Origin of the sequence: Allosalinactinospora lopnorensis (assembly GCF_000981225.1) — a bacterium.
In the GTDB taxonomy this organism is placed as follows: Bacteria; Actinomycetota; Actinomycetes; order Streptosporangiales; family Streptosporangiaceae; genus Allosalinactinospora; species Allosalinactinospora lopnorensis.
Genome location: NZ_LAJC01000001.1, coordinates 22,060 through 46,100 on the forward strand (window position 1 = coordinate 22,060; position 24,041 = coordinate 46,100).

Here is a 24,041-nt window from a genome sequence, read left to right on the forward strand (position 1 = left end):
CAGTAGCCGACGGCCTTCACCCTAGACAACCGCGCACCACGACCAGGACAGCACATGGGGGCCCAACCGATCTCGAATACCCCACAAAACGCGGCCACATGTCCCTTACCGATACGGCAAAGGACACCTTAAGAAGCCGAAAAACACACCGTGACCTGCAACTCCGCCTCGGCGAAGCTCCAAGGGGAGACGCGGGGGCCGGGCGGTTCGCCCCCATCGAGGGACGTCGGCTCCAATTACGACACAATCTGGTCAACTTCCCGCCGGCGAAAACCCCCGAAGATCGCGTTCGCCGACAAACCCGACAGCGGGAAAAGTCGGACCGGACGCGGCAGCCCGCATCAGAGCCCGAGGCGGCAACGGAATGCGGGGCCTAGAAGAGCACCGACATAACAGCGTCGACCTCGCGGAACCCCACGCGGCTATAGGTGGCGCGGGCGGGAGTGTTGAAATCGTTGACATACAGAGTGACGTGTGGGGCGATCTCGGTCAGCGCGTACCGCACAACGGCCGCCATGCCCGCCACCGAGTAGCCCTGTCCCCGCAGGTCCGGATGCACCCACACGCCCTGGATCTGGCACGCGTGGGGAGTGACGGCTCCGACCTCGGCCTTGAAGACGACGCGGCCGTCCTCGATCCGGGCGAACGAACGACCGGTGCGCACGAGCTCCTCGACGCGTGCGCGGTACAGCGCACCGCCGTCGCCGGAGTCCGGCGGCACACCGACCTCCTCGGTGAACATCGCGACGCAGGCCGGCAGGATGGTGCCGAGTTCGCCCATTCTCACCCGCCGCACCATAGGGTCGGGCTCGATCCGGGACGGCTCCGACATTTCCAGGACCGGCTGGCGTGTCCGGATGGCGCGGGCCGGGCCCCACGACGGTCCGAGGCGCTCCCAGAATGCGCCCACGGCATCGATCGGACCGACGATCGAGGAACAGCGGCGCCCCTGCCAGCGCGCCTGCTCGGAAAAATGCCGGATGGCCACGGGGCCGGCGTTGACCGGGACCAGGTTGGCGCCCGAGTAGCACAGCGCGGTGAGGTTTCCGCGCTCGACGTATCCCCACACCTCAGCGCCGAGACGGCTGCTGTCGAGCCCTGATGCGCGCAGTCGGGAGCTGACGAAGACGTTGCCGACAGGATCGGCGTCCAGCAGGGCATAGACGGAATCCCGGTCGCGTTCGCCGAGTACCCGCACCGATGAGGTCCGCAGCACCCCGCATCACCTCACCTGGTAGCAGCCGCCGCGAGTAACCGGACCGCCGCACGTGCCGTCATCGTAACCGGACCGCCTCCCGAACAGTCGTGAGCCTCACGCTTCCAGACTAATCGACCACCCCTCCATGGGATGACTGGACACTCTGCGGGTACGGCGGGTACGGAAGCACCGCCACCCGGTCGCGTTCGCGTTCCGCCTGCGGCGCTCCAGAGCATACGGGGACGGCACGGCGGTTCCTCCCCGCGCGCTCCGACCGCTCTTCGAGGAGAGGCGGAGCCGGTGCGGTCGCAGCAGGCGGCCCGGCCCCATTCGGCCTTCGGCGCCCCTCTCGGCACTTCCGGCTCGATAGCATCGACTCCGAACGTCGGCACTAGGGAGCGACATTGCGTTTGGATCGCGTCGACGAGCGGATCATCGCGATTCTCGGGGGCGACGCGCGCACGAGTTTCGCCGATATCGGAGCGGCGGTCGGCCTGTCAGCGTCGGCGGTCAAGCGGCGGCTGGACCGGCTCGTCGAATCGGGGGCCGTACGCGGGTTCACGGTGGTGCTGGAGCCTTCGGCGATCGGATGGACCACCGAGGCCTACATCGAGCTCTACTGCCGCGCGCGCACCTCACCAGCGGAGATCAGGTCGGGGCTGGCCCGGTACGCCGAGGTCACGTCGGCCTGCACGATCACCGGTGAGGCGGACGCTCTCGTCCACGTGCGCGCCCGCGACACCCACCACCTTGAGGAGACCATCGAGCGCATCTGCGCCGAGCCGTTCGTGGTCCGGACCAAGAGCACCCTCGTGCTGTCACGGCTGGTCGAGCAGCCCATGCTGGCGGGAGCCGCCGATCAGTCCTCCGGCAGCTCCACCGGCGCGAGTTCCTCGTAGCGGTCCCCCGGACCGGGGTTGGCCCGGTCGGTTCCACCGCCGAAGTGGCGCATCACCCCCCAGACGGCGTTGAGAGCGCTCTGCACGGCGCCCTCGGCCCATCCGGCCGTCCAGGAGATGTCGTCCCCGGCGAGGAAGAACCCGCGGTGCCGCTCCTCCAGCAGGTCCTGTTTGAAGTGGGTGAAGAGCCGACGCTGGTACCGGTAGTGGCCGGGCAGGTTCGCCTTGAAGGCCCCCATGAAATAGGGCTCGGCCTCCCAGGAGACCGTGACCGGGTCGCCGATGATGTGCGACCGGATGTCGACGCCCGGGTAGATCTGGCCGAGCGAGGCGAGCATGACCTCCATGCGCTCGTCCGCGGAGAGCGGCAGCCACTTCAGCGAGTCGTCGCACCAGGTGTAGGACAGGCAGATGGCCGCCGGCCCGTCGCCTTCGCCGTCGATCAGGTAGGTGCCGCGCGTCATGCGGTCGGTGAGCGTCATGCTCATCGTGTCGCGGCCGGTCGCGGGGTCCGCGTCCTTCCAGAACGGGCGGTCCACCGGGACGAACAGCTTCGACGACTCCATGTAGTGCGTGCGCTCGATCGCGGTCCAGTGGTCGATCGGCAGCAGGCTCTCGTCGCAGGCGATCTTGCTCAGCAGCATCCAACTCTGCGCGGTGAAAACAGCGGCCGGATAGGTCCGGATCCCGCCGGAGGCGTCGGTGACGGTCACGTTCTGCGCTGCTGTGCGCCGCAGGCCGGTGACAGCGGGCCGGGGCCCACCGCCGTGCAGCGACGCCAGACTGGTGCCGTGCGGCCAGTGCACCGCCTTGGTCGGAACGCGTTCCCACAGGCGCAGCGGGAGCTGCTGGCAGCCGCCCACGATACTCCGGTGGTCGTCATCGGCCCCGGTGTAGGTGACCCGCAGGATCTCCAGGATGGAATTCGGGAAATCGGTGTCCCAGCCGCCGGTACCGAAGCCGACCTGACCGAAGATCTCGCGGTGGCGGAACGAGGAGAACGCCGGGGAGTCGCAGAGGAACCCGTAGAAGGTCTGGTTGTCCAGCCGGGCCACGAGCTCGTTCCAGATCCGCTTCATCCGGGGCACGTCGCGCTCCCGGATGGCGCGCTGCATCTCCGTGTGCCGCGCCCCCTGCCCCAGGGTCTCGCTCCAGGCCCGCGCGACCTCCTGAAAGACGTCGGGGAGGTCGTCGGTGGTGCGCGCGTAGTGCGTCCTGCCCTTGAGGTCGACGACGGTACTGGGGGTGACGGGCGCCAGCGGGTTGGGGAACGGGGTGGTCCGCAGTCCCAGCTTGTCGACGTAGTGGAACAGCGAGGTCGAGGACGGCGGGAAACGCATGGCGCCCATCTCGGCGACCACGCCCGCGCCGCCCGGGCGGCCGGGCAGCCGCTCGCTCCGGAGCCGGCCGCCGATCTCGCCGGCCTCGTACACCACCGGTTTGAGCCCCATCTTCATCAGCTCGTAGGCGGCGACGATGCCGGAGAGCCCGCCGCCGATCACGGCGACCTCGGTGCCGTGGCAGTCCGGCGGGACCGATCCGAGCCCGGCCGGGTGCGCAAGGTAGTCGTCGTAGCCGAACGGGAAGTCCGGACCGCACATGGTGAGCGGTCGCTCGGGCGACGGGCCGGCGGGCACAGAGGTGGGCACAGCAGACGTCATCAGTCGGCTCCTCCTTGGCGGAACGGCGAGAGGGCGGCAGAGGTCTCGGGGTGGGGACGGGGGTCAACCGGAGCCGGGCTCGGTGAGCGCCGCGTAGAGTCCGGGGCGCCGGTCGGCCAGGTAGGTGTTGTCCCGCCGCGCGGTGCGCAGCACGGTGGGATCGACGTCGGCGACCAGCAGCTCCTCGCCGGCGCCGGCCCGCAGCAGCTCGGTGCCCCCTGGGGCGACCAGGCAGCTCGACCCGCAGTAGTCGAGCTCGCCCTCGGTGTCGCAGCGGTTGACATAGGCGATGTAGAGCTGGCTCTCGAAGGCGCGCGCGGGCACCAGCGAGGTCGCGATGCCGGTGTGCGGGTGCATCAGCGCGGTGGGAACGAGCAGCAGTTCGGTGCCCGAGAGCGCGTGCGCCCGCACCGCCTCGGGAAACTCGACGTCGTAGCAGATGAGCATGCCGAGGCGCAGCCCACCGAGCGTGGCCTGGACGACCGGGTCGTCGCCCGGGCTGTAGGCGGCACGGTCGAGCTCGCCGAAGAGGTGCGCCTTGCGGTACCCGGCGAGTGGGGCACCGGCGGCGCCGACGAGCTGGACGGCGTTGTAGATCCGGCCGCCGTCGCTCTCCGGGTAGCCGTACGCGATCGCCACGCCGGTCTCGGCGGCGATGCGGCCGACCTCCCGCGCGACCGGGCCGTCGGAGGGCTCGGCCAGCCGGGCGACATCAGCGCCGATGTTGTAGCCCGTCAAGGACATCTCAGGGCCGACCAGCAACCGGGCGCCGGCTTCAGCGGCCGCGCGGGCGACACCGGCGAGGCGGGTGAGCGCACCACGGGGGTCGCCCCCCGGAGCCGTGCCCTGGTCCAGCGCGATACGCAGGGGCACTGCACCGATGGCGGCCCCGGTGCCTCCGGACCGGCTCATGCCTCCCCCTTCCGACGTCGTCAATCCTCCACTGTAATCGCAGAATCCCGCATTTTCTTTGCAAAATACGTGGCAATTATTGCCTAATTACGCGGATATGAAGAATTTCGTTGCGTATATCTCCGCACGAACAGCGCATCGTTCCGCCCGCGAGCGGTCAAGGGGCGGTGCCGCCTTCGGTCGTCCGGGAGGCGCGGCGCATGTGCCGCCCCACTGATCAGGCCGGGGACTTCGCGGAAGTCCCGTCCAACGGTCCCGGCCTGGAGCCTGTCCCGGGTGGAGGACCCCCGCTGGGAGGCCGCTCTTGGGGACGCGGCATGACAGCAGCGGGGCGGGCGCCCGTAGGCGCCCGCCCCTGAACCAACGGGATCAGCCCGCGATGGAGATGCTGGGTTCGCCGGAATCGGCGCCGGAGTCCTTCATCTCCTCGGCGATGCGCATGGCCTCGTCGATCAGGGTCTCCACGATCTTGGACTCGGGGACGGTCTTGATGACCTCGCCCTTGACGAAGATCTGGCCCTTGCCGTTGCCCGAGGCGACGCCGAGGTCGGCGTCGCGGGCCTCGCCGGGCCCGTTGACGACGCAGCCCATGACGGCCACCCGCAGCGGGACGTCCATTCCCTCCAGGCCGGCGGTGACCTCGTCGGCGAGGGTGTAGACGTCGACCTGGGCGCGGCCGCAGCTCGGGCAGGAGACGATCTCCAGGCCGCGCTCGCGCAGGCCCAGCGACTCCAGGATCTGGTTGCCGACCTTGACCTCTTCGGCCGGAGGCGCCGACAGGGACACCCGGATCGTGTCGCCGATCCCCTCGGCGAGCAGCGCGCCGAACGCCACCGAGGACTTGATCGTGCCCTGGAAGGCCGGTCCGGCCTCGGTGACGCCGAGGTGCAGCGGATACTCGCACTGCTCGGCCAGCTGCCGGTAGGCGTTGATCATCACTACGGGGTCGTTGTGCTTGACCGAGATCTTGATGTCCCGGAAACCGTGCTCCTCGAACAGCGAGCACTCCCACAGCGCCGACTCCACCAGCGCCTCAGGCGTGGCCTTTCCGTGCTTCTCCAGCAGCCGCTTGTCGAGCGACCCGGCGTTCACGCCGATCCGGATGGGCACGCCCGCGTCACTCGCGGCCTTGGCGATCTCCCCGACCCGGTCGTCGAACTTCTTGATGTTGCCCGGGTTGACCCGCACAGCGGCGCAGCCGGCCTCGATCGCGGCGAACACGTACTTCGGCTGGAAGTGGATGTCGGCGATGACCGGGATCTGGGACTTCTTGGCGATGATGGGCAGTGCTTCGGCGTCATCGTTGGTGGGCACGGCCACCCGCACGATCTGGCAGCCGCTCGCCGTCAACTCGGCGATCTGCTGCAGCGTGGAGTTGATGTCGGACGTGACAGTGGTGGTCATCGACTGCACGGAGACCGGAGCGTCCCCACCGACGGGGACATTGCCGACCATGATCTGCCTCGATCTGCGCCGCTGAGCCACAGGGCGCGGACGGGCGGCGGGAATTCCAAGATCAACGGTCACGCGTTTCACCTCGTCGGCCACCGGATCGGCCGGCGGCGTCGTTGAGTCACAGAACAGGAGGGCCGCAGGGCAGGGTGCACCCCGGCGAACGTGCGGCGGGAGCGCCCGCGCACGCGCGGACGGTGCCCAGAATACCCGTCCCTACCGCCTGACATGGTTGTTCCATCCGGTTCAGCCCAGAAGACGCACAGGGTTGACGATATCGGCGACCAGCACGAGCAGACTGAACATGATGAACGCCAGGAAGACCACGTATGCCATGGGCATGAGCTTGGCCACGTCGAACGGGCCGGGGTCGGGCCGCCGGAAGAGCCGCGCCAGGTTCCTGCGGAGCGACTCCCACAGGGCCCCGAAGATGTGGCCGCCGTCGAGCGGCAGCAGCGGCAGCATGTTGAACGCGAACAGGAACAGGTTGACGCTGGCCAGCAGGGTCAGCATGATCACGGCCCGGTCGACGACCGGCAGCGGCTGGGACAGCACCTCGCCGCCGATGCGCGAGACGCCTACCACGCCCATGGGCGAGTCGGGCTGGCGCTGTTCGCCCAGGAACGCCGCACCGAACAGATCAGGCATCTTGGACGGCAGCGCGATGATGGCCTCTCCGACCCGCACCAGGGTGTCGCCCATGTAGACGGCGGTCTCGCCCGCGCTCATGGTCTGGCGCTCCTGGGCGAACGCGATGCCGAGGAAGCCCACCGTTTCGGTCTCGGGGACCAGGCGGCCCTGGTCGTCGAAGACCTCCCTGCCGCGCTCGTCCGTCTGGTAGACGATCTCGCCGTCCTCGTCGCGCGCGGGGAGCTCGTTCTCGACCAGAACGGGCTCAAGCGTGATGACGTCGCCGTCGCGCTCGACCTCGAGCTCTGTCGGACCCATATGCGTGCGGATCTGCTGGTTCGCCGTCTGCCAGTCGGGCGTGGACGTTCCGGCGACCGCGATGATCCGGTCGCCGGGCTGCACCCCGGCCTCGGCGGCCGGAGTGGGGTCGGCGTCCTCGGGGCACCCGGCGCCGGCCTCCTCAACGGACACCATGCACTCGGAGACGGCGCCCACCTCGTTGGTCTCCTGCTGGACGCCGATCCCCATCAGCACGGCGCTGAAGAGGAGGAGCGCAAGGATCAGGTTCATCGCCGGGCCGGCCACCATGACGATGATCCGCTTCCACGGCGCCTGCTGGTAGAACTGCCGGTCCTCGTCGCCGTCCTGGACCTCGGAGTTGAACGCCTCGCGGGCGTCCTCGATCATCGCCCGCCAGCGCGACATCGGTCTGCCCGAGGCGTCCTGCTGGCGCTTGGCCGGCGGGGCCATACCGACCATGCGGACATAGCCGCCCAGCGGGATCAGTTTGAGGCCGTACTCGGTCTCGCCCCTGCGCGTGGACCACAGGGTCTTGCCGAAGCCGACCATGTACTGCGTGCAGCGGATGCGGAACATCTTCGCCGTGGCGAGGTGCCCCAGCTCATGCCAGGCAATGGAGAAGAGCAGCCCGAGAAAGAGAAGGATGACCCCGAGTGTGGTCAGTAACGCGACCATGTACCCCTGTACCTCTCCTCAAGCGAGCCGGGCGATCAGCTCCCGGGCACGTCCGCGGGCCCATTCGTCAGCGGCGTAGACATCGGCCAGGCTCAGCTCCGCTGCGCCTGGAGCCATCCGCTGGTGTTCTGAGACTACCCGCGCCACAGTGTCCACGATCGCGGTGAATGCCAGCCCCCCGTTGAGGAAAGCCGCGACCGCCTCCTCGTTGGCGGCATTGTAGACGGCCGGGGCGGTTCCGCCCACGGCTCCGACGTCGCAGGCCAGCGACACCGCAGGGAACGCCGCCGCGTCCAGCGGCTCGAAGGTCCAGGTGTGAGCCCTGGTCCAGTCCACGGCGGGGGCCGCCGAATCGACCCGATGCGGCCAGCCGATCCCGTAGGCGATCGGGATGCACATGCTCGGGGGGCTCGCCTGGGCGAGGGTGGACCCATCGGTGTACTCCACCATGGAGTGGATCACCGACTGCGGATGCACCACGACCTCCAGCCGGTCGAAGGGGATGTCGAAGAGTAGGTTGGCCTCGATGACCTCAAGCCCCTTGTTGACCAGGGTGGCCGAGTTCACTGTGATGACCGGGCCCATGTCCCAGGTGGGATGGTTCAGCGCCTGCTCCGGGGTGACCCCGGCCAGTTCGGCGCGTGACCGGCCGCGGAACGGCCCGCCACTGGCGGTGATGACCAGCTTGCGCACCTCGTCCAGGCGGGCGTGCACCTGGCCCTGCGCCAGGCTGGTCAGTTCGCTGGCCCCCACGCGGGGAAAGCACTGGGCCAGCGCGAAGTGCTCGGAGTCCACCGGGACGATCTGGCCCGGTTGGGCAGCGGAGCGCACCAGCGGCCCGCCGATGATCAGTGATTCCTTGTTGGCCAGCGCCAGCAGACGCCCGGCGTGCAGCGCGGCCAGCGTCGCCTCCAGGCCCAGCGCTCCGGTGATCCCGTTGAGGACGACGTCGCACGGCCAGCCCGCCAGCTCGGCGATGCCTTCGGTGCCGGCGAACACCTTCGCCGCGTGGTTGCGCTCGCTCAGTCGGCGGCCGAGTTCGGCCGCCATCGCCGGGTCCGCGATCGCCACGGACTCCACGCCGAACCGGTTCACCTGATCGACCAGGAGGTCGAGGCGGCCGCCGCCGGCCGCGAGTCCTGCGACCCGGAACCGTCCCGGGTTGCTCGCGACGACATCGAGGGCCTGGGTCCCGATGGAGCCGGTGGATCCCAGGATCACGACCTCGCGCGGTCGTTCGGGGCAGGTGCCTTGAGCAAGGAGCTGTTCCGCGATTCGCACCCTCCCATTGTCACGCACGCGGCGACCGGACAGCCGGCGCGGAAGAGCGCCGAACGCCGCCCCGCAGAATATGGCCGCCTCAGAAACACCCCCTTTACAAACCGGAACCCGTGGCTTAACTTGACTCCACTGTAAGTTACCTCACAGTAATTCTACCCGGAAGTAACCAACATCTCCGGCCGTGGCGCACATCGGCCGGGACCCGCAGGCAGCGCACCCCACTCGCTGCCCTAAAAAAGCGTTCCCATCCGCAGCGCCATGGTCCGTCCCCGCCCCATGGACCGCACGGTCCCGACTCCCCTCGAGGTTCCCCATGCGGAGAACGTCCACGACGCTGGCCGCCGTACTCGCGGCACTGCTGGCCTTCACCCTCCTCGCCCCGAGCGCACACGCCGGAAGCGCCGACGTCGAGTACGTCAGCGTCCCCGGCCACGACGACGTCGAGATCAAAGCGAAAGTCATCACGCCCACCAACCACGAGGGCCCGCACCCGCTGCTCGTAATGCCCTCCGCGTGGGCCACGAACAACCTGGTGTACGTGGGCGCCGCCAAGAAGCTCGCCTACGAGTCCGGTTACCAGGTGATCAGCTATACCACCCGGGGCTTCTGGGACTCGGGCGGCGAGATCGAGGTGGCGGGGCCGAAGGACGTCGCCGACGCCAGCAAGGTCATCGACTGGGGCCTGGAGAACACCGACGCCGACCCCGAGCGCATCGGTATGGCCGCCATCTCCTACGGCGCCGGCATCAGCCTGCTCACCGCGGCCGAGGACGACCGGGTGAAAGCGGTCGGGGCGATGAGCGGCTGGTCCGACCTGATCAGCTCCCTCTATCCCAACGAGACGATCAGTTCCCAGGCCATCGAGCTCCTCATCACCACGGCCAGGATTACCGGCCGCGGGGGCGAGGCCCTGCAGGAGATCGAATCGGAGTACCGCAAGGGGAACATGGATCCCGCGCTGGATCACTCCCCGGAGCGCTCTCCCGGGACCAAGATCGACCAGCTCAACGACAACGGGCCGGCGGTCATGCTCGCGCACGCCTGGAACGACGGCATCTTCCCCCCGTCAGGACTCATCGACTTCCACTCGCAGCTGACCGGCCCCAAGCGGCTCATGCTGGCCCCGGGCGAGCACGCGACACCGGAGGCGTTCGGCGCGCTCGGCCTGCCGAACGAAACGTGGGAGGCCCTGACGCGGTGGTTGGACCACCACCTCAAGGGCGTGGACAACGGAGTCGACACCGAGGACCCGGTCCAGGTGAAGCCGAACAACGGCGGAGGGGACTGGACGACCTATCCCGACTGGGAGTCGGTCACCGAGAGCACCTCCACCCTCCACCTCAGCGAGCCCGAGCGCACATGGGAGCAGTGGCTGAGCACCGGCGGCCTGGAGGAGGAGCCCCAGACCGGCTGGGACTACAGCGTGCGGGCCGGGATCGGCACGACCGCCAACAGCGGGACGCTGATCGTGAGCGGCGCCCTGCAGCAGTTCGCCGATATCCCGACCGGTGTCGCGCTACCGCTGGTGGACCGCTACCGCGCCGGTGTGTGGACCGGGGACCCCCACCCTGACGGCGTGCGGGTCAGCGGGACACCGAAAGCGCACGTCGAGGTCACCCCGACCAGCGAGGACCAGTCCCTGTACTTCTACCTGTACGCGACGAACTCCCACGGCATAGGTTCGCTCATCACGCACAAGCCCTACACGCTGCGGGACGCGGCACCGGGCGAGCCGGTGACGGTGGACGTGGACCTGGAACCGGTGGTGTGGGACGTTCCGGCCGGCCACCGGCTGGCGCTCGTCGTCGACACCCAGGATTTCCGCTACTCGAGCGAGAGCGACTTCGGCGAGAAGGTGAAGTTCGGCTCGCCGGAGGAGGCTCCGGCGACGCTGACGGTCCCCACCGCCTGATCGCTCGGGACCCGATCGGCAGGCGCCGCCCACCGCAGGTCGGCGCCTGCCGCACGACACTCCGCAAGCACCCAAAGTAATCAAAAAAACACGTTCGGTATGGAATGATCACGTTCCATGACCTCACCCATCATGTCGACGATCCTCAGCCCGCTCGCGGGGATCGTTCTCGCCATGACCGGCCTGCCGACCGCCGAAGCGTCATCCGCCGCCTCGCACGGCGATGACGCGGCACGTTCCGGGGCCCCGGAATCGCAGGCACCACCAACCGAGGACCGCGCCGCGCCCGAGGCCACCGGCACGGAGGGCATCGTGCGGCAGACCGCGGCGGACACCGGGAAGCGCCGCAGCGCACTGGAGTACTGGACGAGCGAACGCATGGAGGCGGCACAGTCACGGGACCGGCTGCCGGAGGAGCCGCTCCCCGACTCCGCCCCGACCGGCGACGTGGACATTCCGCGGGCCGGCCTCCAGGGCGCCCGGAGCCCGAACGGCGAGGCGGAGCGCTGGACCTCCGGCGGCGGGATCACCAAGGCCACCGGCAAGGTCTTCGTGACGATGGCGGACCGCGACTTCACCTGCTCCGCAGCGGTGGTACCGGCGGAGAACCGGGACACCGTCATCACCGCGGGGCACTGCCTGAAGGACGGGACCGGCGCCTGGGCCGACAACTGGACGTTCGTCCCGGGCTACGAGGACGGCGAAGCACCCTACGGGCGCTACGTCGCCCGCGAGATGCTCGTGGCACCGGAGTGGTCGGAGGAGGCCGACGACAGCTTCGACTTCGGCATGGTCGTACTGCACGAATCCGACGGCGCCCACGTGCAGGACGAGACCGGGGCGCAGGAGATCGACTTCGGCGACCACGAGGGGCGGCGGACGTACGCGTTCGGCTACCCGTCGATGGCCCCCTACGACGGGCGCCGGCTGCACTACTGCTCCGGGCGTCCCGAGGCCGACCGGGGGAAGACGACCGCGACCGGGATGGCCTGCGACATGACCGAGGGGGCCAGCGGCGGGCCCTGGCTGACCGACTTCGACGCCGAGAGCGGCGAGGGCACCATCACATCGGTGGTCAGCTTCAAGTACGCCGACGACTCCTCGACCCAGTTCGGTCCGCGCCTCGGTGACGAGGCCCGGCGGCTGTACGAGACCGCGGCGTCCCTGTGACCGCCGCACCGCGGAGCGGCCCCCGGATGATCCGGGGGCCGCTCGAACTCCCGGCCCCGAGCGGGTACGGCAGGGCTCACGCCTTCAGAGCCGCACCCCGGTCATGACCATGACACGCTCATAGCTCAGGTCGTCCATGGCCGACCGCACCCCTTCCCTGCCGACCCCGGACCTCTTGACGCCCCCGTAGGGCATCTGGTCGGCCCGGTAGGAGGGCACATCCCCGATCACGACACCGCCGACCTCCAGCTCGCGGTGCGCCCGGAACGCCACCTGCAGATCACGGGTGAACACCCCGGCCTGCAGCCCGAAGTCGCTGGCATTGACCTCGGCGAAGGCCTGGTCCACACCGCTGACGCGCTGCACCACGAGAACGGGGCCGAAGACCTCCTCGCACAGCACCTTCGACCCCGCGGGCGCCCCGGCGAGAACGGTGGGCGCGACCGTCACCCCGTCGCGCTCGCCACCGGTGAGGAGCTCGGCGCCGGCCTCGACGGCCTCCTGGACCCAGTCGACGACGCGGATCGCGGCCTCCTCGTTGATCAGCGGCCCCACTTCGGTGTCGGGATCACTCGGATCGCCGGTCGGCAGTTCCCGCACGTTCCGCACCAACCTGGTGACGAACTCGTCGTAGACCGCGTCCTCCACGATCACGCGCTGCACGCCGATGCACACCTGACCCGCCGCGTTGTTACCGAAGAGGGCGATGCGCCGCGCCGCCCAGTCGAGATCGGCGTCGCCGAGCACGACCGCGGCCGCGTTGCCGCCGAGCTCCAGGGTGACGTGCTTGTGCGGAGCCAGCCGCTGCAGTTCCCATCCGAACTGGCCGCCGGTGAACGAGACGACCGGCAGCCGCGGATCGGTGATCAGGGAGGCGGCGCGCTCGTTCGGCATCGGCAGCACGGAGACCATACCGGGCGGCAGTTCGGTCTCGGCCAGGAGCTCACCGAGCGCCAGGGCGGTCATGGGCGTCGCCGGGGCGGGCTTGAGCACGATCGGCGCACCCACGGCGATGGCGGGCGCGATCTTGTGGGCGACCAGGTTGAGCGGGAAGTTGAACGGGGAGATGCCGAGGACGGGCCCCTTGGGCACCCGGCGGACCATGGCGATCCGTCCGGTACCGCCGGGGTCGGTGTCGAGACGCTGCAGCTCCCCGCTGTCGCGCCGGGTCTCCTCGGCCGCCCAGCGAAAAACCGAGACCGAGCGGCCGACCTCGGCGCGCGCCCACTTGATCGGCTTACCGCTCTCGGCGGTGATGATCCCGGCGATCTCCTCGGTTCGTTCGGCGAGCCGGCGGGACACGTGGGCCAGCGCTTCGGCCCTGGTGTGCGCGGGCAGCGCGGCGGCCTCGCGGGCCGCGGCGTCCGCGGCCGCGACGGCCTCCTCGATCTGCCCCGCGGAGGGCACCGACACGGTTGCGACGACCCGCCCGTCGTAGGGGTGGGTCACCGTGATCTCACTGTCGCCGGTGGCCGCAGCCCCGGACAGCCAAAACGGACGCGTAGACATGGGTGCGACGCTAGCCCGCGGCACGCTCCGGTTCCTTGTCCACAATGGCCAAAACAGACGAGCGGACTCGCCTTCTTGGCTCAGCCGGCCCGCCGCCCCTGGCCGGAGACCGCCGCGGGGTCAGGGAGTTTGTCGCCCCCTTCCGCCGCCCACCTGCCGCCACCAGCGCAGCAACCGCCGGAGCAGGTCGTCCGGCTGCGACTCCGCCTCCGGTTCCCCGGTCACGGCCGCGGTGTCCTCCACCTCGTCCTCCGGCTCCTCCCGGACCGGAACCGGCTCCGGAGCGAACACCACGGGGAGTTCCTCCAGCCCGCGCGGGAAGACCTCGGGGCGCCAGCGCAGCTCCTCCGGAGCAACGGCCAGCCGGATCCCGGTGAGGCGGGCGAGCAGCCGCTCGACCCCGATGTGCACGATCCGGGCCGCCACCGACTGCGCCGGACAGCGGTGCTCCCCCGCGCCCCACATGAGGTGGGCGTTGTTGTGCCCGGAGGGAAGGGGCGACTCGCCGGAGCCGCGGCGCTCACCGAGCCGGGGGTCGGCGTGCGCCGCGGCGAACCCGATGACCAGGGGCTCCCCCTCGGCGATCCGGGTTCCGGCGAGTGTGACGTCCCGGGTCGGGAACCGCGCCGCCAGCACCTGCATCGGCGGCTCGGTCCAGATGACGTGGTTGACGACCTCCTCCAGCAGGAGGCCTCCAGCGGTGTAGTCCCGCGCCACATCGCGGTCGACGAGCAGCTCACGCAGTACGTTGCCCAGGAGGTTGGCCGTGGGCTGGTACGCCGCGCCCGCGAGCAGTACGAGCTGGTCGGCCATCTCCTTGTCGGTCAGCCCTTCGGGGTGCCGCATCATCCAGCTGGGCAGGTCGCCGCCGGGCGCCTTCCTCTTCCGCTGGACCAGACCGCCGAAGTAGTTGCGCATCTGCACGACGGCCTCGGCGCCTGTGGCGCCGTCATTGCTCCACAGGGCGGAGGAGAGCTCGCCGAGGACGTAGCCGTAGGTGTCCGACAGGCCGAAAAGGCGGTTCATCAGCATGGCCGGGAGCAGGGCGGCGTACTCTCCCATCAGGTCGGTCCGGCCCTGTGCGCAGAAGCCGTCGATGAGCCGGTCGGCGACCTCGGTGGCGTCATCGCGCAACCGCTTATCGGTGAGCCGGGACAGCGCGTCGTTGATCGGCGCGATCAGCCGCGCGTGCTCGGCCCCGTCAGCGTAGAGCGCGCTGGCGCGGTAGCCCATCGTCGGGCGGAGCCCCTCGTTGAGCTCCCGGCGGCCGTCGCGGATCTCGTTCCAACGGCGGGTGTCGCGCGAATAGGTGTTCCAGTCCCGCAGCACCTCCAGGTTCTCCTGGTAGCCGAGAACCAGCCAGGCGACGAGGTCGGGTTCCAGCCGCACCGGGGCGACCTGGCCGAAGCGGGAACGCAGAGACTCCCAGAGGTTCTCCCGATCGTTCTGCTGGACGTACTCGTACAGCGGGACGGCCTCGCTCTCCAGGGGGCACTGCCGGGGGGTGTCGGGTGGGTGATCCGTCAACGTTGCGCTCGCAAACTTCAGCGGACAGGACATGCGGGGAAAATGAGATTAGCGTCACGTTTCCCCCCAAGCCAAGACAACACTCCTGGTCCTGCCTTGGCTCTTCGCGGACAACCGGCGACACAGCGTGTAGATTCCAGGGCGATATTCGGATACACGTCTACCCGCACCCGGCCGGTCTGGTAGAGCCAGCACCAGACCGCCCCCGCGCGCGGCACCCCCGGAGGAATCCCCCGCATGCCGACCGACCGCCCCCTCCTCCGCTCCCCCCGTCCCAGTCCGCGCCGCCCGGCGACGGCTTTCACGCTCTCCGCGCTCACGGCGACCGCCCTCCTCGCCCCTATGGCGGCGCCCGCCGCGGCCGACACCGCCGACGGCGTGGAGGACCTGCGCAAGGACATCGACGCCCTGCTGGACGACCCCGCTCTGGAGGGCGCCACCTCCGGCGTCCTGGTGGGCAGCCTGGACACCGGCGACGTGCTCTACGGGCGCGACGACGCCGTACCGCTGATCCCCGCCTCCAACACGAAGCTGCTCACATCGGCCGCCGCCCTGGACGTCCTCGACACCGACCACACCTTCAGCACCACCGTCTCCGCCTCGGAGGAGCCCGTCGGCGGCGTCGTCATCGGTGACCTCTACCTGACCGGAACCGGCGACCCCAGCCTCACGAGCGACGCCTTCGACCGGCTCGCCGCCGACGTCGCCGACAGCGGCGTGAGCGAGGTGACCGGGGACCTGCTGGCCGACGACACCTGGTTCGACTCCGAGCGCCTCCCCGAGGACTGGGAGACCGAGGACGAGCCCTACTACTACGGGGCGCAGATCTCCGCGCTGACCGTGGCCGCCAACGAGGACCTCGACACCGGTGTCGTCAACGTCACCGCGGCCCCGGGGGAGACCGAGGACGAGCCCGTCGACGTGCGCCTGGCGCCGGCGGGCGACAACCTCGACCTCACGAACAACGCGAGTACGGGGCCGCCCGGCAGCGCCTCGACCGTGGACGTCACCCGCGAACTGGGGACCAACCGGTTCACCGCCGCGGGTTCCCTGCCCGCGGGTGGGGAGGACTTCAGGACCCTGCGCACCGTCCACGAACCCACCGACCATGCCGCCCATCTCTTCGCCGATTCCCTTGAGGACAACGGGGTGAAGGTGCACGGCGGCGTCGACCGCGGTACCGAGCCCGAGGGCGCCGAAGAGCTCGCCGGCCGCGAGTCGGCGGAACTGGGCGACCTGCTCGTCCCGCTAATGAAGCTCTCGAACAACGGCCACGCCGAGATCCTGGTCAAGTCGATGGGCCGGGAAGCGGCCGGCGAGGGCGGCTGGAAGACCGGCCTCGCCGAGGTGGAGGCGGCACTCGGCCGGATCGGCGTCGACCTCGAAGAGGGGGAACTGCACGACGGATCGGGCCTGGCCCGCACCAACCTGCTCACCGCCGGCACCGTCACCGGCGTCCTGGAAGCCGTCCGCGGCGAACCCTGGGCGGAGGTCTGGACGGAGTCGCTGCCCGTCGCCGGTGCCGAGGACCGCATGGTCGGCGGCACGCTCAGCCAGCGCATGCGCGGCACGGCGGCCGAGGGCAACGTGCGCGCCAAGACCGGGACACTGAGCGGGGTCAGCGCGCTGTCCGGCTACGTCACCGGTGCCGACGGGGAGGAACTGGTGTTCGCCATCATCAACAACGACTACGAGAGCGCCGCTCCCCGCGACCTCCAGGACGCCATCGCCGTCCGGCTGGCCGAGTTCTCCCGCGACAGCGGCGCGGGCGTCCAGCGCGAACCCCTTCCGCTGAACGCACCGGACGACGGGCTCGAATGCACCTGGGCCGAAACCTGCTGACGTCCGGCCCGTCCGCGCTCCCATCGGAGCACCGCTGCGGGGACGGGTGGCCGCCGGCTACGCGTTCCCGCGGGCCGGCGTCACGTCTGCTCCCGTGCCGCGGTGACGTCCATCCAGACGGCCTCCCAAAGGTGCCCGTCGGGATCCTGGAAACTCCGCGAGTACATGAACCCCTCGTCGATCGCGCCGATCGAGGGCTGCCCGCCCGCCGCCAAGGCCTTGTCGACCAGCTCGTCGACCTCTTCCCTGCGGTCGACCCCCACCGCCAGGATCGCCTCCGTCCCCCTTGTGGCGTCGACCAGTTCCTTCTTGGTGAACGAACTGAAGAACGACTCTTTCAGCAGCATGGCGTAGATGTCGTCGCCGATGATCACGCACGTGGCGTTCTCGTCCGAGAACTGCGGATCGGTGGAGAAGCCGAGTTCGGTAAAGAAGTCGATCGATCTGCCGAGGTCCTTGACCGGGAGATTGACGAAGATCTTCGTGGACATGGGATTTCTCGTTTCACGTGTCGCTCCCCGGATCCAGGCCGGATCCGCGCACAGCCTCAGCCTGCGTACAGCGGCCGGGGTTTGTAAATAAACACTCCTCTTCGGATTCACAGCCTCCGGTCAAAACGTGAGAAACAGCCCGTCTCCGACGTAGGCTGGGGCCCGATGAGCACCGCTACGTCGCGCCCGGCCCGTTCCGCCGCCCGTTCGTGGCCCCTCCTGCGGCAGGACGAGTGGACCGATCGCGAAAACCGGCACCGCGAGCGCGTGGACGCGCTGCTCGAAAGCCATCTGCACCGGCGCCGGCGCGGAATCGCGCACCCGGTCGAGGACTTCCTGTTCACCTACTACAGCCATCGCCCGGCCCAGCTGCGCCGCTGGCACCCGGGGGCGGGCGCCGGCCTCGCGGGCGAGGCGGCGCGGGTCCGGCTCGGCGACCCCTGGTACACCGAGCTCCCCGGCGGCGGGGTGGCGCTCGATGCCCCGTCCTTCCTGAGCAGGCGCGGATCCACCGTGTCCTTCGTGTCGTCCCTGCTGCGCGCGGTGCGCGCCCGCCCCGCCCACCTCGGCTGCTTCGGGCTGCACGAGTGGGCGATGGTCTACCGGCTCTCCTCCAATGACGTCCGCCATTCCCAGGTGCCGCTGCGACTGGGCCCGGAGGAGACCGACCGCGTCGTGGAGTCGCACCAGATCCGCTGCTCGCACTTTGACGCGTTCCGGTTCTTCACCGAGGAGGCGCGGCCCCTCAACCGGCTGCGGCCCACCCGCGAGGGGCAGGCGCGGATGGACCAGCCGGGCTGCCTGCACGCGACCATGGACCTGTACAAGTGGGCCTACAAACTCACCCCGGCAGTGCCGGGCGAGCTCGTGGTCGACTGCTTCAAACTCGCCCGGGACGTCCGCGAGCTCGACATGCGCGCCTCCCCCTACGACCTGAGGGAGTACGGCTACACCCCGGTCGCGATCGAGACCCGCGAGGGCAAGGCGCAGTACGCGGCGGCCCAGAAGCGCTTCGCGGAACGGGGGGCCGAACTCCGTACCCGGCTGCTGGAGGTCTGCCGGCTACTGGAGGAGCAGGGCTAGCGCAGCGCCTCGGCGCCGCGCCGACAACGCCGCGGAATCGCCGGACGGCGCGGCGGCCTCCTCTAGCCGAGGAAGGCCGAGACCGCCGCGTGGAAGTCGGCCGGCGACACCGCCGGACGGTCGTTCTCCCGCGTCGCCTCGCGGAGGGGGCGCAGGGCCGCGGCCACGGCCTGCTTCGCGGCCCGGACCGCCTCGGGCGGCTGGTCGGCTATGCGGGCCAGAACGGTCTCCGTTCGCTCGGCCAGCTCGCTCGCGGGCACGATCTGGTCAACGAGGCCGGCGGCGACCGCGTCCCGGGCGTTGAACAGCCGTCCCGTGTAGAGCAGCCGCCGGGCCACCGAAGGCCCGGCGAGCGCGACCAGCCGCGCCGCGAACGAGGGGCTGGCCAGGATTCCCAGCCGGGCGATCGGCATCCCGATCCGGGCGGAGTCGGCCATGTACCGCAGGTCACAGGCGAGTGCGAGCTGACATCCCGCGCCCGCCGCGACCCCGCGGAGCTCGGCCACCACCGGCACGGGGCACTCCTCCACCGCGCGGAAGGCCGCCTCCATCCGCGCGAACGAGTCCTCCACCGCCTCCGGATCCGACTCGGTACCGACCCATTCGGTCATGTCCGATCCCGCGCAGAACGTCCTTCCCCGTCCGCGGATCACGACCACGCGGACGTGGTCGTCATGGCTGAGTTCGCGGACGGCCTGTTCCACGCTGCTCCACCCGGCGCCGCTGAGGGCGTTGTGCCTGGCCCCGTTGCCGATGGTGATCCGCGCGATCCTCTCGGCGGCGTGCACCTCGACGAGCGGGGCGGCCTCCCCGATCTCGGTGTTCACCGGACCACCCCTCGCTCCCGCATCCGGGCCATCTGGTCCTCCCCCGCGCCCAGTGCGCCCAGGATGTCGGCCGTGTGCTCCCCGTGGCGGGGCGGTGCCGTGCGGACCTGCGGCGGGCTGGCCGACAGCTTGACCGGCGACCCGACCGCGCGCACGGTTCCGGCCTCGGTGTGCTCCACCTCGGTCACCATGTCCCGGGCGATGACCTGGGGGTGCTGGAGCGCCTGCTCGACGTTGTTGATCGGCCCGGCCGGGACCCCCGCCTCGGACAGGCGCGCGGTCCACTCCTCGGCGGTGCGCGCGGAGAGGGCCTCCTCGATCAGCGGTACCAACGCGTCGCGGTTGCGCACCCGGTCGGAGTTGCCGGCGAACCTCGGTTCGTCGACCAGGTGGGCCAGCCCTACCGTTTCGGCGAAGCGCCGCCACAGCCCGTCGTTGCCCGCGGCGACCATGATCTGCCGATCGGCGGCCGGGAACGCCTGGTAGGGCACGATCGACGGATGTGCCGCGCCGTAGCGCTCGGGGACCTCGCCGCTGGCGAAGTACCCCGCGGCGACGTAGGTGAGCCAGGCGATCTGGCCGTCCAGCAGGGAGACGTCGACCCACTGCCCGCGCCCGGTCCGCTCCCGCTCGCGCAGTGCGGCCAGCAGGCCGATCGCGGCCCACATGCCGGCGGCGAGATCGGCACCGGACACCCCGATGCGCACCGGGGGCCTGTCTGGCTCCCCGGTCACGCTCATGATGCCGGAGAGCGCCTGGGCGATGGCGTCGTAGCCCGGCTGCGCGCTGTACGGACCGGTCTGGCCGTAGCCGCTGATGGAGGCGTACACCACGCCGGGGTTGTCGGCCGACACCTGCTCGTAGCCGAGGCCGAGCCGCTCCGCTGTCCCGGGCCGGAAGTTCTCCACGACGACATCGGCGGTGCGGGCCAGATTCCGCACCAGCTCGGCGCATTCGGGATCCTTCAGGTCGACGGCGATTCCGCGCTTGTTCCGGTTGACACCGAGGAAGTAGGCGGCGTCCTCACCCTGGAACGGCGGCCCCCATCCCCGGGTGTCGTCACCGTTGCGGGGGTCCTCCACCTTGATCACATCGGCGCCCAGATCGGCCAGGGCCATCGTGCAGAACGGGCCGGACAGGATGCGGGAGATGTCCAGCACGCGGAGACCACCCAGGGCTCCGCCGTGTTCCAACCAGGGCGAGCGCTGCGACATGCGGATTCCGTCCTCCAATTAAGGTGGATGAGTGGGTCATCCAGTAGTGGTTCAGCCAGTCAACCAGCTGACCAGTGGACTGTCAGCTTGCTATCCTGATTCCCGGCCTGTCAAGGGGGTTAGGTGTCCGTCTCCGATTCATTCCGTCCTGCTGTACGTTCACGACTTTACGAACAGGTGATCGACCAGCTGCGAGAACACGTCACCGCTGCGGGACTGAAAAGCGGCGACAAGCTGCCCTCCGAACGCGAGCTGGCTGAACGGATCGGCGTGAGCCGGGCCTCGATCAAACAGGCGATCGTCGTCCTCGAAGTCCAGGGGCTGGTGGAGATCCGGCACGGCGGCGGCACCTACCTGCGCACGGACAGCCTGAGCCCCGAACCGATCGCGACGCTGGTCGAGCGGAAACGCCGGCTGCCCGACGTACTCGACGCGCGCGAGGCCCTGGAGACCAAACTCGCCGAGCTGGCCGCCATGCGCCGAACCGAGGAGGACATCGCCGAGCTCGACGCGGCCCTGGACTCGATGCGCACGGAGATCGCCGCCGGGGCACTCGGCGAGGAGAGCGACCACCGGTTCCACGCCGCCGTGACCACCGCCGCACGCAACGATCTGCTCGCCGAGTTCATGCGGGAGATCGCCGGGCAGATCGCGGAGAGCCGGCACGAGTCCCTGCAGCAGCCCGACCGCCCGCAGCAGTCGCTGGGCCAGCACCAGCGGATCGCCGAGGCGATCCGCCGGCAGGACCCCGAGGAGGCGGTGGCCGCCATGCGCGCCCACCTGCGGACTGTCAGCCGGGTACGGCTTCTCACCTGGCACCCCGAGGAGAGCTGACCCGCCCGGCGGGCGTATGGCCGGGCACACCGCCACGATCCGCCGCACCGGCGGGGGCGCAGCATAGCGCCCGCCCCATTGACCGCTGCGCGGCGAGACGCCACGCTGGTCACCGCACGGCGCCCGGCCCCGGAGGCGAAGGCAATTGCATGTCCGGCTATGAGCTCGGAAGTCTGACCGCGGTCTCAGTGTTCGAGGACTTTCCCGGCGACCCCGCGTACTGCCCCGAGGCGCGCCGGCTGGTCCGCACGGCGCTGAAGGACCACCCGCGCATCCTCGACGACGCCGAACTCGTCGTCTCCGAGTTGTTCGGCAACGCCTGCCGGCACACCCGCAGCGGGGAGGGCGGCACACTGAGCGTAAGCGTGAGCGCCCTGGTCACCGGCTTGGCCGTGATCTCCGTGACCGACCAGGGCCCCAAGTACGACGACCGGGCCGCCGCGCACGACCCCGTGCCGCGGCTCAACCCACCGGACCCGGCCACCGGGGGATGGCGGGGGCTGCACCTGGTGACCGATGTGGCCGACGACTGGGGCTACGACGAGAACGAGAACGAAGGGCTCACCGTCTGGGCCGTCTTCGAGTCCCCCGTCCTCGCCCCCGCCCACCTGCTGGGCTGAGACCGCGAGGCCGCGGCCTCAGCCGTCCCCTGTGGGAAGCGCCGCGTCCCGGAAGGTGGCCGCCTCCACCGGCTGCTCCCCCGGGGCGCCGGCCGCGTCGGCGAGGATCTCGTAGGAGCGCACGCGCGCGGCGTGGTCGTGGATGCCCGAGGCCACCATCAACTCGTCCGCCCCGGTGACCGAGACGATGCGCTCGATCTGCGCACGCACCGTCTCGGGGCCGCCGACGACCGAGTACTCCAGCATGCGCGAAGCGCGCGCCTTCTCCTGCGGGGTCCAGTAGCCGTCGATGTCCTCGATCGGCGGCTGGAGAGGCCCCGGGGTTCCGCGCTGCAGGCGGGTGAAGGACTGCTGCATCGTGGTGAAGAGGAAACACGCCTCGGCGTCGGACTCGGCGGCGACGACGTTCACCCCGATCATGGCGTGGGGCCGCTCCAGGACCGCGGAGGGCTGGAAGCCCTCGCGGTAAGCGGCCAGCGCCGGCAGGAGGGCGTCGGGGGCGAAGTGGGACGCGAAGGCGTAGGGCAGGCCGAGCGTCGCGGCCAGGTCGGCACCGAAGAGGCTCGACCCCAGGATCCAGAGCGGAACCTCGGTACCGGCGCCGGGGACCGCCCGGACCCGCTGGTCCGGGGCGGCCGGGGCGAGGAACGCCTGGAGTTCCCGGACCTCTTGGGGGAAGCCGTCCGCGGCGGCGCTATCGCGGCGCAGCGCGCGGGTGGTACGCGGATCGGTGCCGGGGGCCCGCCCCAGCCCCAGGTCGATGCGGCCGGGGTAGAGGGACTCCAGCGTTCCGAACTGCTCGGCCACCACCAGGGGCGCGTGGTTGGGGAGCATGATGCCGCCCGCGCCGACGCGGATGGTGGCGGTCCCCGCCGCCAGGTACCCGATGGCCACGGCGGTCGCGGAGCTGGCGACCCCTGTCATGTTGTGGTGTTCGGCGACCCAGTAGCGGCGGTAACCGAGCCTCTCGGTGTGCCGCGCCAGGTCGAGGCTGTTGCGCAGTGCGTCGCCGGGGGCGGAGCCCGCGGGGATCGGGATGAGGTCCAGCACGGAAAGGGGGAGCATGCGCGTGTCTTTCGGCTCTCTCCAGCGGAAATATTCTTGTTCGATGTTCGACGAACATCGAATGTACTAGAGTAGCCGCATGCGCGCCGTGACGCCCCGTCTCCCTCAGACCGGCCGCGGCCCCGAGGCGGCCACGGAAGCGGGCGGACATGCTCTCTAGAGACACCGTCCACCACCCCAGCCTCGACGATGTCGACCTCGTCACCGTGCTCTCCGCCATGGGCGACCCCGCCCGCATGGCGATCATCACAACGTTGTCGGAGGTGGGCGGCGAGCAGCCGTGGAGCCGGTTCGCCCTGCCCATCGCGCCGTCCACCCTGAGCCACCACGTCAAGGTGCTGCGCAACGCCGGCATCGTACACAGCCGCCAGGAGGCACCCGCTGCTTTTTGTCCCTGCGCGGCGACGAACTCGACGAGCGCTTCCCCGGCCTCCTCGACGCCGTCCTGCGGGCCGCCTGAGCCCCGGATGAGCGGAGGCTCACCCCGCCGCGGGCCTCCGCCGGGGCCGCTCTGTGAACGGCCTGACCGAGACCAGCGCTGTCATCCCTGGTCCTCGTCCTCGCGGCGCCGCCGGGCCGCGCGCCGCTGCTCCTCGACGCGTTCGCGGAACCGGCGCCGGAACTCCGCCTCGTCGGCGGCGGTCGCGCGGGACGGAGGGGGCGGGACGCCCCCGGTGAGCGGGGCGCCCGGGACCGCCGCCGTTTCGCCGCGCGCCGCTGCGGACGGACTGTCTCGGACGCCCTCCCAGCACCCACAGCAGGGACCCGATCCCGGGGATCAGCAGGACGACGCAGACCCACACCGCCTTGGGCAGGATCCGGCACTCGGCCTCGTCCGCCCTGATCGCGTCGACGACGTAGTACAGCCACAGCACGAAGCCGATCAGACCCATGCCGCCGTAGAGGAAGTGCATGCGGCGCCTTTCCGTTGCCGGGCCC

Annotated in this window: 20 protein-coding genes; 7 read left to right on the plus strand and 13 right to left on the minus strand. The window is 70.3% G+C overall.

All coding sequences use genetic code 11. The features are described from left to right. Positions 1-373 precede the first annotated feature (373 nt). Positions 374-1,216: a GNAT family N-acetyltransferase gene (locus tag VS93_RS00085; RefSeq protein ID WP_046467980.1), complete on the minus strand. Its 843-nt coding sequence runs from the start codon at positions 1,214-1,216 to the stop codon at positions 374-376. 386 nt (positions 1,217-1,602) lie between these two features. On the opposite strand from VS93_RS00085, the gene VS93_RS00090 reads away from it, so the two are divergent. Further along, the gene (locus VS93_RS00090) at positions 1,603-2,097 is read left to right on the plus strand and encodes an Lrp/AsnC family transcriptional regulator (protein WP_046467981.1); all 495 of its coding nucleotides are present in this window, start codon (positions 1,603-1,605) and stop codon (positions 2,095-2,097) included. Here VS93_RS00090 and VS93_RS00095 read toward each other — a convergent pair. From VS93_RS00095 to dxr, 5 genes are all read right to left on the minus strand, one after another. Continuing rightward, a complete protein-coding gene (locus VS93_RS00095; RefSeq protein ID WP_046467982.1) occupies positions 2,058-3,758 on the minus strand; it encodes a flavin monoamine oxidase family protein in 1,701 nt (566 codons plus the stop codon). The genes VS93_RS00090 and VS93_RS00095 overlap by 40 nt on opposite strands. Before the next feature lie 63 nt (positions 3,759-3,821). Beyond that, entirely contained in the window at positions 3,822-4,670 is an 849-nt protein-coding gene (locus VS93_RS00100) for a carbon-nitrogen hydrolase family protein (RefSeq protein ID WP_046467983.1), read from the minus strand. Positions 4,671-5,039: 369 nt separating this feature from the next. After that, positions 5,040-6,197, minus strand: coding sequence for a flavodoxin-dependent (E)-4-hydroxy-3-methylbut-2-enyl-diphosphate synthase (gene ispG / locus VS93_RS00105; RefSeq protein ID WP_046468127.1), 1,158 nt, complete (start codon positions 6,195-6,197; stop codon positions 5,040-5,042). A 171-nt stretch (positions 6,198-6,368) separates the two neighbouring features. Further along, positions 6,369-7,727, minus strand: a complete 1,359-nt coding sequence (locus VS93_RS00110) for a M50 family metallopeptidase (protein WP_046467984.1) — start codon at positions 7,725-7,727, stop codon at positions 6,369-6,371. 18 nt (positions 7,728-7,745) lie between these two features. Further along, positions 7,746-8,948 (minus strand): 1-deoxy-D-xylulose-5-phosphate reductoisomerase, encoded by a 1,203-nt coding sequence (dxr, locus tag VS93_RS00115; protein WP_046467985.1) that lies wholly within the window; start codon positions 8,946-8,948, stop codon positions 7,746-7,748. Positions 8,949-9,321: 373 nt separating this feature from the next. On the opposite strand from dxr, the gene VS93_RS00120 reads away from it, so the two are divergent. Both VS93_RS00120 and VS93_RS00125 read left to right on the plus strand, forming a co-directional pair. Continuing rightward, a complete protein-coding gene (locus tag VS93_RS00120; protein ID WP_046467986.1) occupies positions 9,322-10,920 on the plus strand; it encodes a CocE/NonD family hydrolase in 1,599 nt (532 codons plus the stop codon). 117 nt (positions 10,921-11,037) lie between these two features. Further along, entirely contained in the window at positions 11,038-12,090 is a 1,053-nt protein-coding gene (locus VS93_RS00125) for a trypsin-like serine peptidase (protein WP_046467987.1), read from the plus strand. An 84-nt stretch (positions 12,091-12,174) separates the two neighbouring features. Here VS93_RS00125 and VS93_RS00130 read toward each other — a convergent pair whose 3' ends face one another. After that, a complete protein-coding gene (locus tag VS93_RS00130; protein ID WP_046467988.1) occupies positions 12,175-13,599 on the minus strand; it encodes an aldehyde dehydrogenase family protein in 1,425 nt (474 codons plus the stop codon). A 120-nt stretch (positions 13,600-13,719) separates the two neighbouring features. Continuing rightward, a complete protein-coding gene (locus VS93_RS00135; RefSeq protein ID WP_046467989.1) occupies positions 13,720-15,126 on the minus strand; it encodes a cytochrome P450 family protein in 1,407 nt (468 codons plus the stop codon). Positions 15,127-15,363: 237 nt separating this feature from the next. On the opposite strand from VS93_RS00135, the gene dacB reads away from it, so the two are divergent. Further along, on the plus strand, positions 15,364-16,968 hold the full coding sequence (dacB, locus tag VS93_RS00140) for a D-alanyl-D-alanine carboxypeptidase/D-alanyl-D-alanine endopeptidase (protein WP_082126508.1): 1,605 nt from the start codon (positions 15,364-15,366) through the stop codon (positions 16,966-16,968). A gap of 80 nt (positions 16,969-17,048) precedes the next feature. On the opposite strand, the gene VS93_RS00145 is transcribed toward dacB, so the two are convergent. Beyond that, positions 17,049-17,459, minus strand: a complete 411-nt coding sequence (locus tag VS93_RS00145) for a VOC family protein (protein WP_046467990.1) — start codon at positions 17,457-17,459, stop codon at positions 17,049-17,051. Positions 17,460-17,624: 165 nt separating this feature from the next. Between VS93_RS00145 and VS93_RS00150 the strand changes: the two genes are divergently transcribed. Next, positions 17,625-18,542, plus strand: a complete 918-nt coding sequence (locus VS93_RS00150; RefSeq protein WP_046467991.1) for a hypothetical protein — start codon at positions 17,625-17,627, stop codon at positions 18,540-18,542. A gap of 62 nt (positions 18,543-18,604) precedes the next feature. Here the strand turns inward: VS93_RS00150 and VS93_RS00155 are convergent, their stop codons facing one another. Next, positions 18,605-19,369, minus strand: a complete 765-nt coding sequence (locus tag VS93_RS00155; protein ID WP_201776510.1) for an enoyl-CoA hydratase/isomerase family protein — start codon at positions 19,367-19,369, stop codon at positions 18,605-18,607. Beyond that, positions 19,366-20,583, minus strand: coding sequence for a CaiB/BaiF CoA transferase family protein (locus tag VS93_RS00160; RefSeq protein WP_046467992.1), 1,218 nt, complete (start codon positions 20,581-20,583; stop codon positions 19,366-19,368). The genes VS93_RS00155 and VS93_RS00160 overlap by 4 nt, the downstream gene beginning before the upstream one ends. A gap of 177 nt (positions 20,584-20,760) precedes the next feature. On the opposite strand from VS93_RS00160, the gene VS93_RS00165 reads away from it, so the two are divergent. Together VS93_RS00165 and VS93_RS00170 are read left to right on the plus strand one after the other, a co-directional pair. Next, the gene (locus tag VS93_RS00165; RefSeq protein ID WP_082126509.1) at positions 20,761-21,417 is read left to right on the plus strand and encodes a FadR/GntR family transcriptional regulator; all 657 of its coding nucleotides are present in this window, start codon (positions 20,761-20,763) and stop codon (positions 21,415-21,417) included. Positions 21,418-21,566: 149 nt separating this feature from the next. Beyond that, complete coding sequence (locus tag VS93_RS00170; protein ID WP_046467994.1) at positions 21,567-22,037, plus strand: ATP-binding protein; 471 nt, start codon at positions 21,567-21,569, stop codon at positions 22,035-22,037. Between the two features lie 18 nt (positions 22,038-22,055). On the opposite strand, the gene VS93_RS00175 is transcribed toward VS93_RS00170, so the two are convergent. Next, positions 22,056-23,102, minus strand: a complete 1,047-nt coding sequence (locus VS93_RS00175; RefSeq protein WP_046467995.1) for an LLM class flavin-dependent oxidoreductase — start codon at positions 23,100-23,102, stop codon at positions 22,056-22,058. 479 nt (positions 23,103-23,581) lie between these two features. Beyond that, complete coding sequence (locus VS93_RS00180; protein WP_052745430.1) at positions 23,582-24,016, minus strand: PLD nuclease N-terminal domain-containing protein; 435 nt, start codon at positions 24,014-24,016, stop codon at positions 23,582-23,584. Positions 24,017-24,041: the final 25 nt, after the last annotated feature.

Bases quoted from the DNA above. Each gene is read 5' to 3' on its own strand.
- VS93_RS00125 (WP_046467987.1), top strand. From the start codon at position 11,038: ATGACCTCACCCATCATGTCGACGATCCTCAGCCCGCTCGCGGGGATC.
- VS93_RS00160 (WP_046467992.1), bottom strand. From the start codon at position 20,583: ATGTCGCAGCGCTCGCCCTGGTTGGAACACGGCGGAGCCCTGGGTGGT.
- VS93_RS00100 (WP_046467983.1), bottom strand. From the start codon at position 4,670: ATGAGCCGGTCCGGAGGCACCGGGGCCGCCATCGGTGCAGTGCCCCTG.
- VS93_RS00170 (WP_046467994.1), top strand. From the start codon at position 21,567: ATGTCCGGCTATGAGCTCGGAAGTCTGACCGCGGTCTCAGTGTTCGAG.
- VS93_RS00150 (WP_046467991.1), top strand. From the start codon at position 17,625: ATGAGCACCGCTACGTCGCGCCCGGCCCGTTCCGCCGCCCGTTCGTGG.
- VS93_RS00145 (WP_046467990.1), bottom strand. From the start codon at position 17,459: ATGTCCACGAAGATCTTCGTCAATCTCCCGGTCAAGGACCTCGGCAGA.
- VS93_RS00180 (WP_052745430.1), bottom strand. From the start codon at position 24,016: ATGCACTTCCTCTACGGCGGCATGGGTCTGATCGGCTTCGTGCTGTGG.
- VS93_RS00095 (WP_046467982.1), bottom strand. From the start codon at position 3,758: ATGACGTCTGCTGTGCCCACCTCTGTGCCCGCCGGCCCGTCGCCCGAG.
- dacB (WP_082126508.1), top strand. From the start codon at position 15,364: ATGCCGACCGACCGCCCCCTCCTCCGCTCCCCCCGTCCCAGTCCGCGC.
- VS93_RS00110 (WP_046467984.1), bottom strand. From the start codon at position 7,727: ATGGTCGCGTTACTGACCACACTCGGGGTCATCCTTCTCTTTCTCGGG.
- VS93_RS00120 (WP_046467986.1), top strand. From the start codon at position 9,322: ATGCGGAGAACGTCCACGACGCTGGCCGCCGTACTCGCGGCACTGCTG.
- VS93_RS00175 (WP_046467995.1), bottom strand. From the start codon at position 23,102: ATGCTCCCCCTTTCCGTGCTGGACCTCATCCCGATCCCCGCGGGCTCC.
- VS93_RS00130 (WP_046467988.1), bottom strand. From the start codon at position 13,599: ATGTCTACGCGTCCGTTTTGGCTGTCCGGGGCTGCGGCCACCGGCGAC.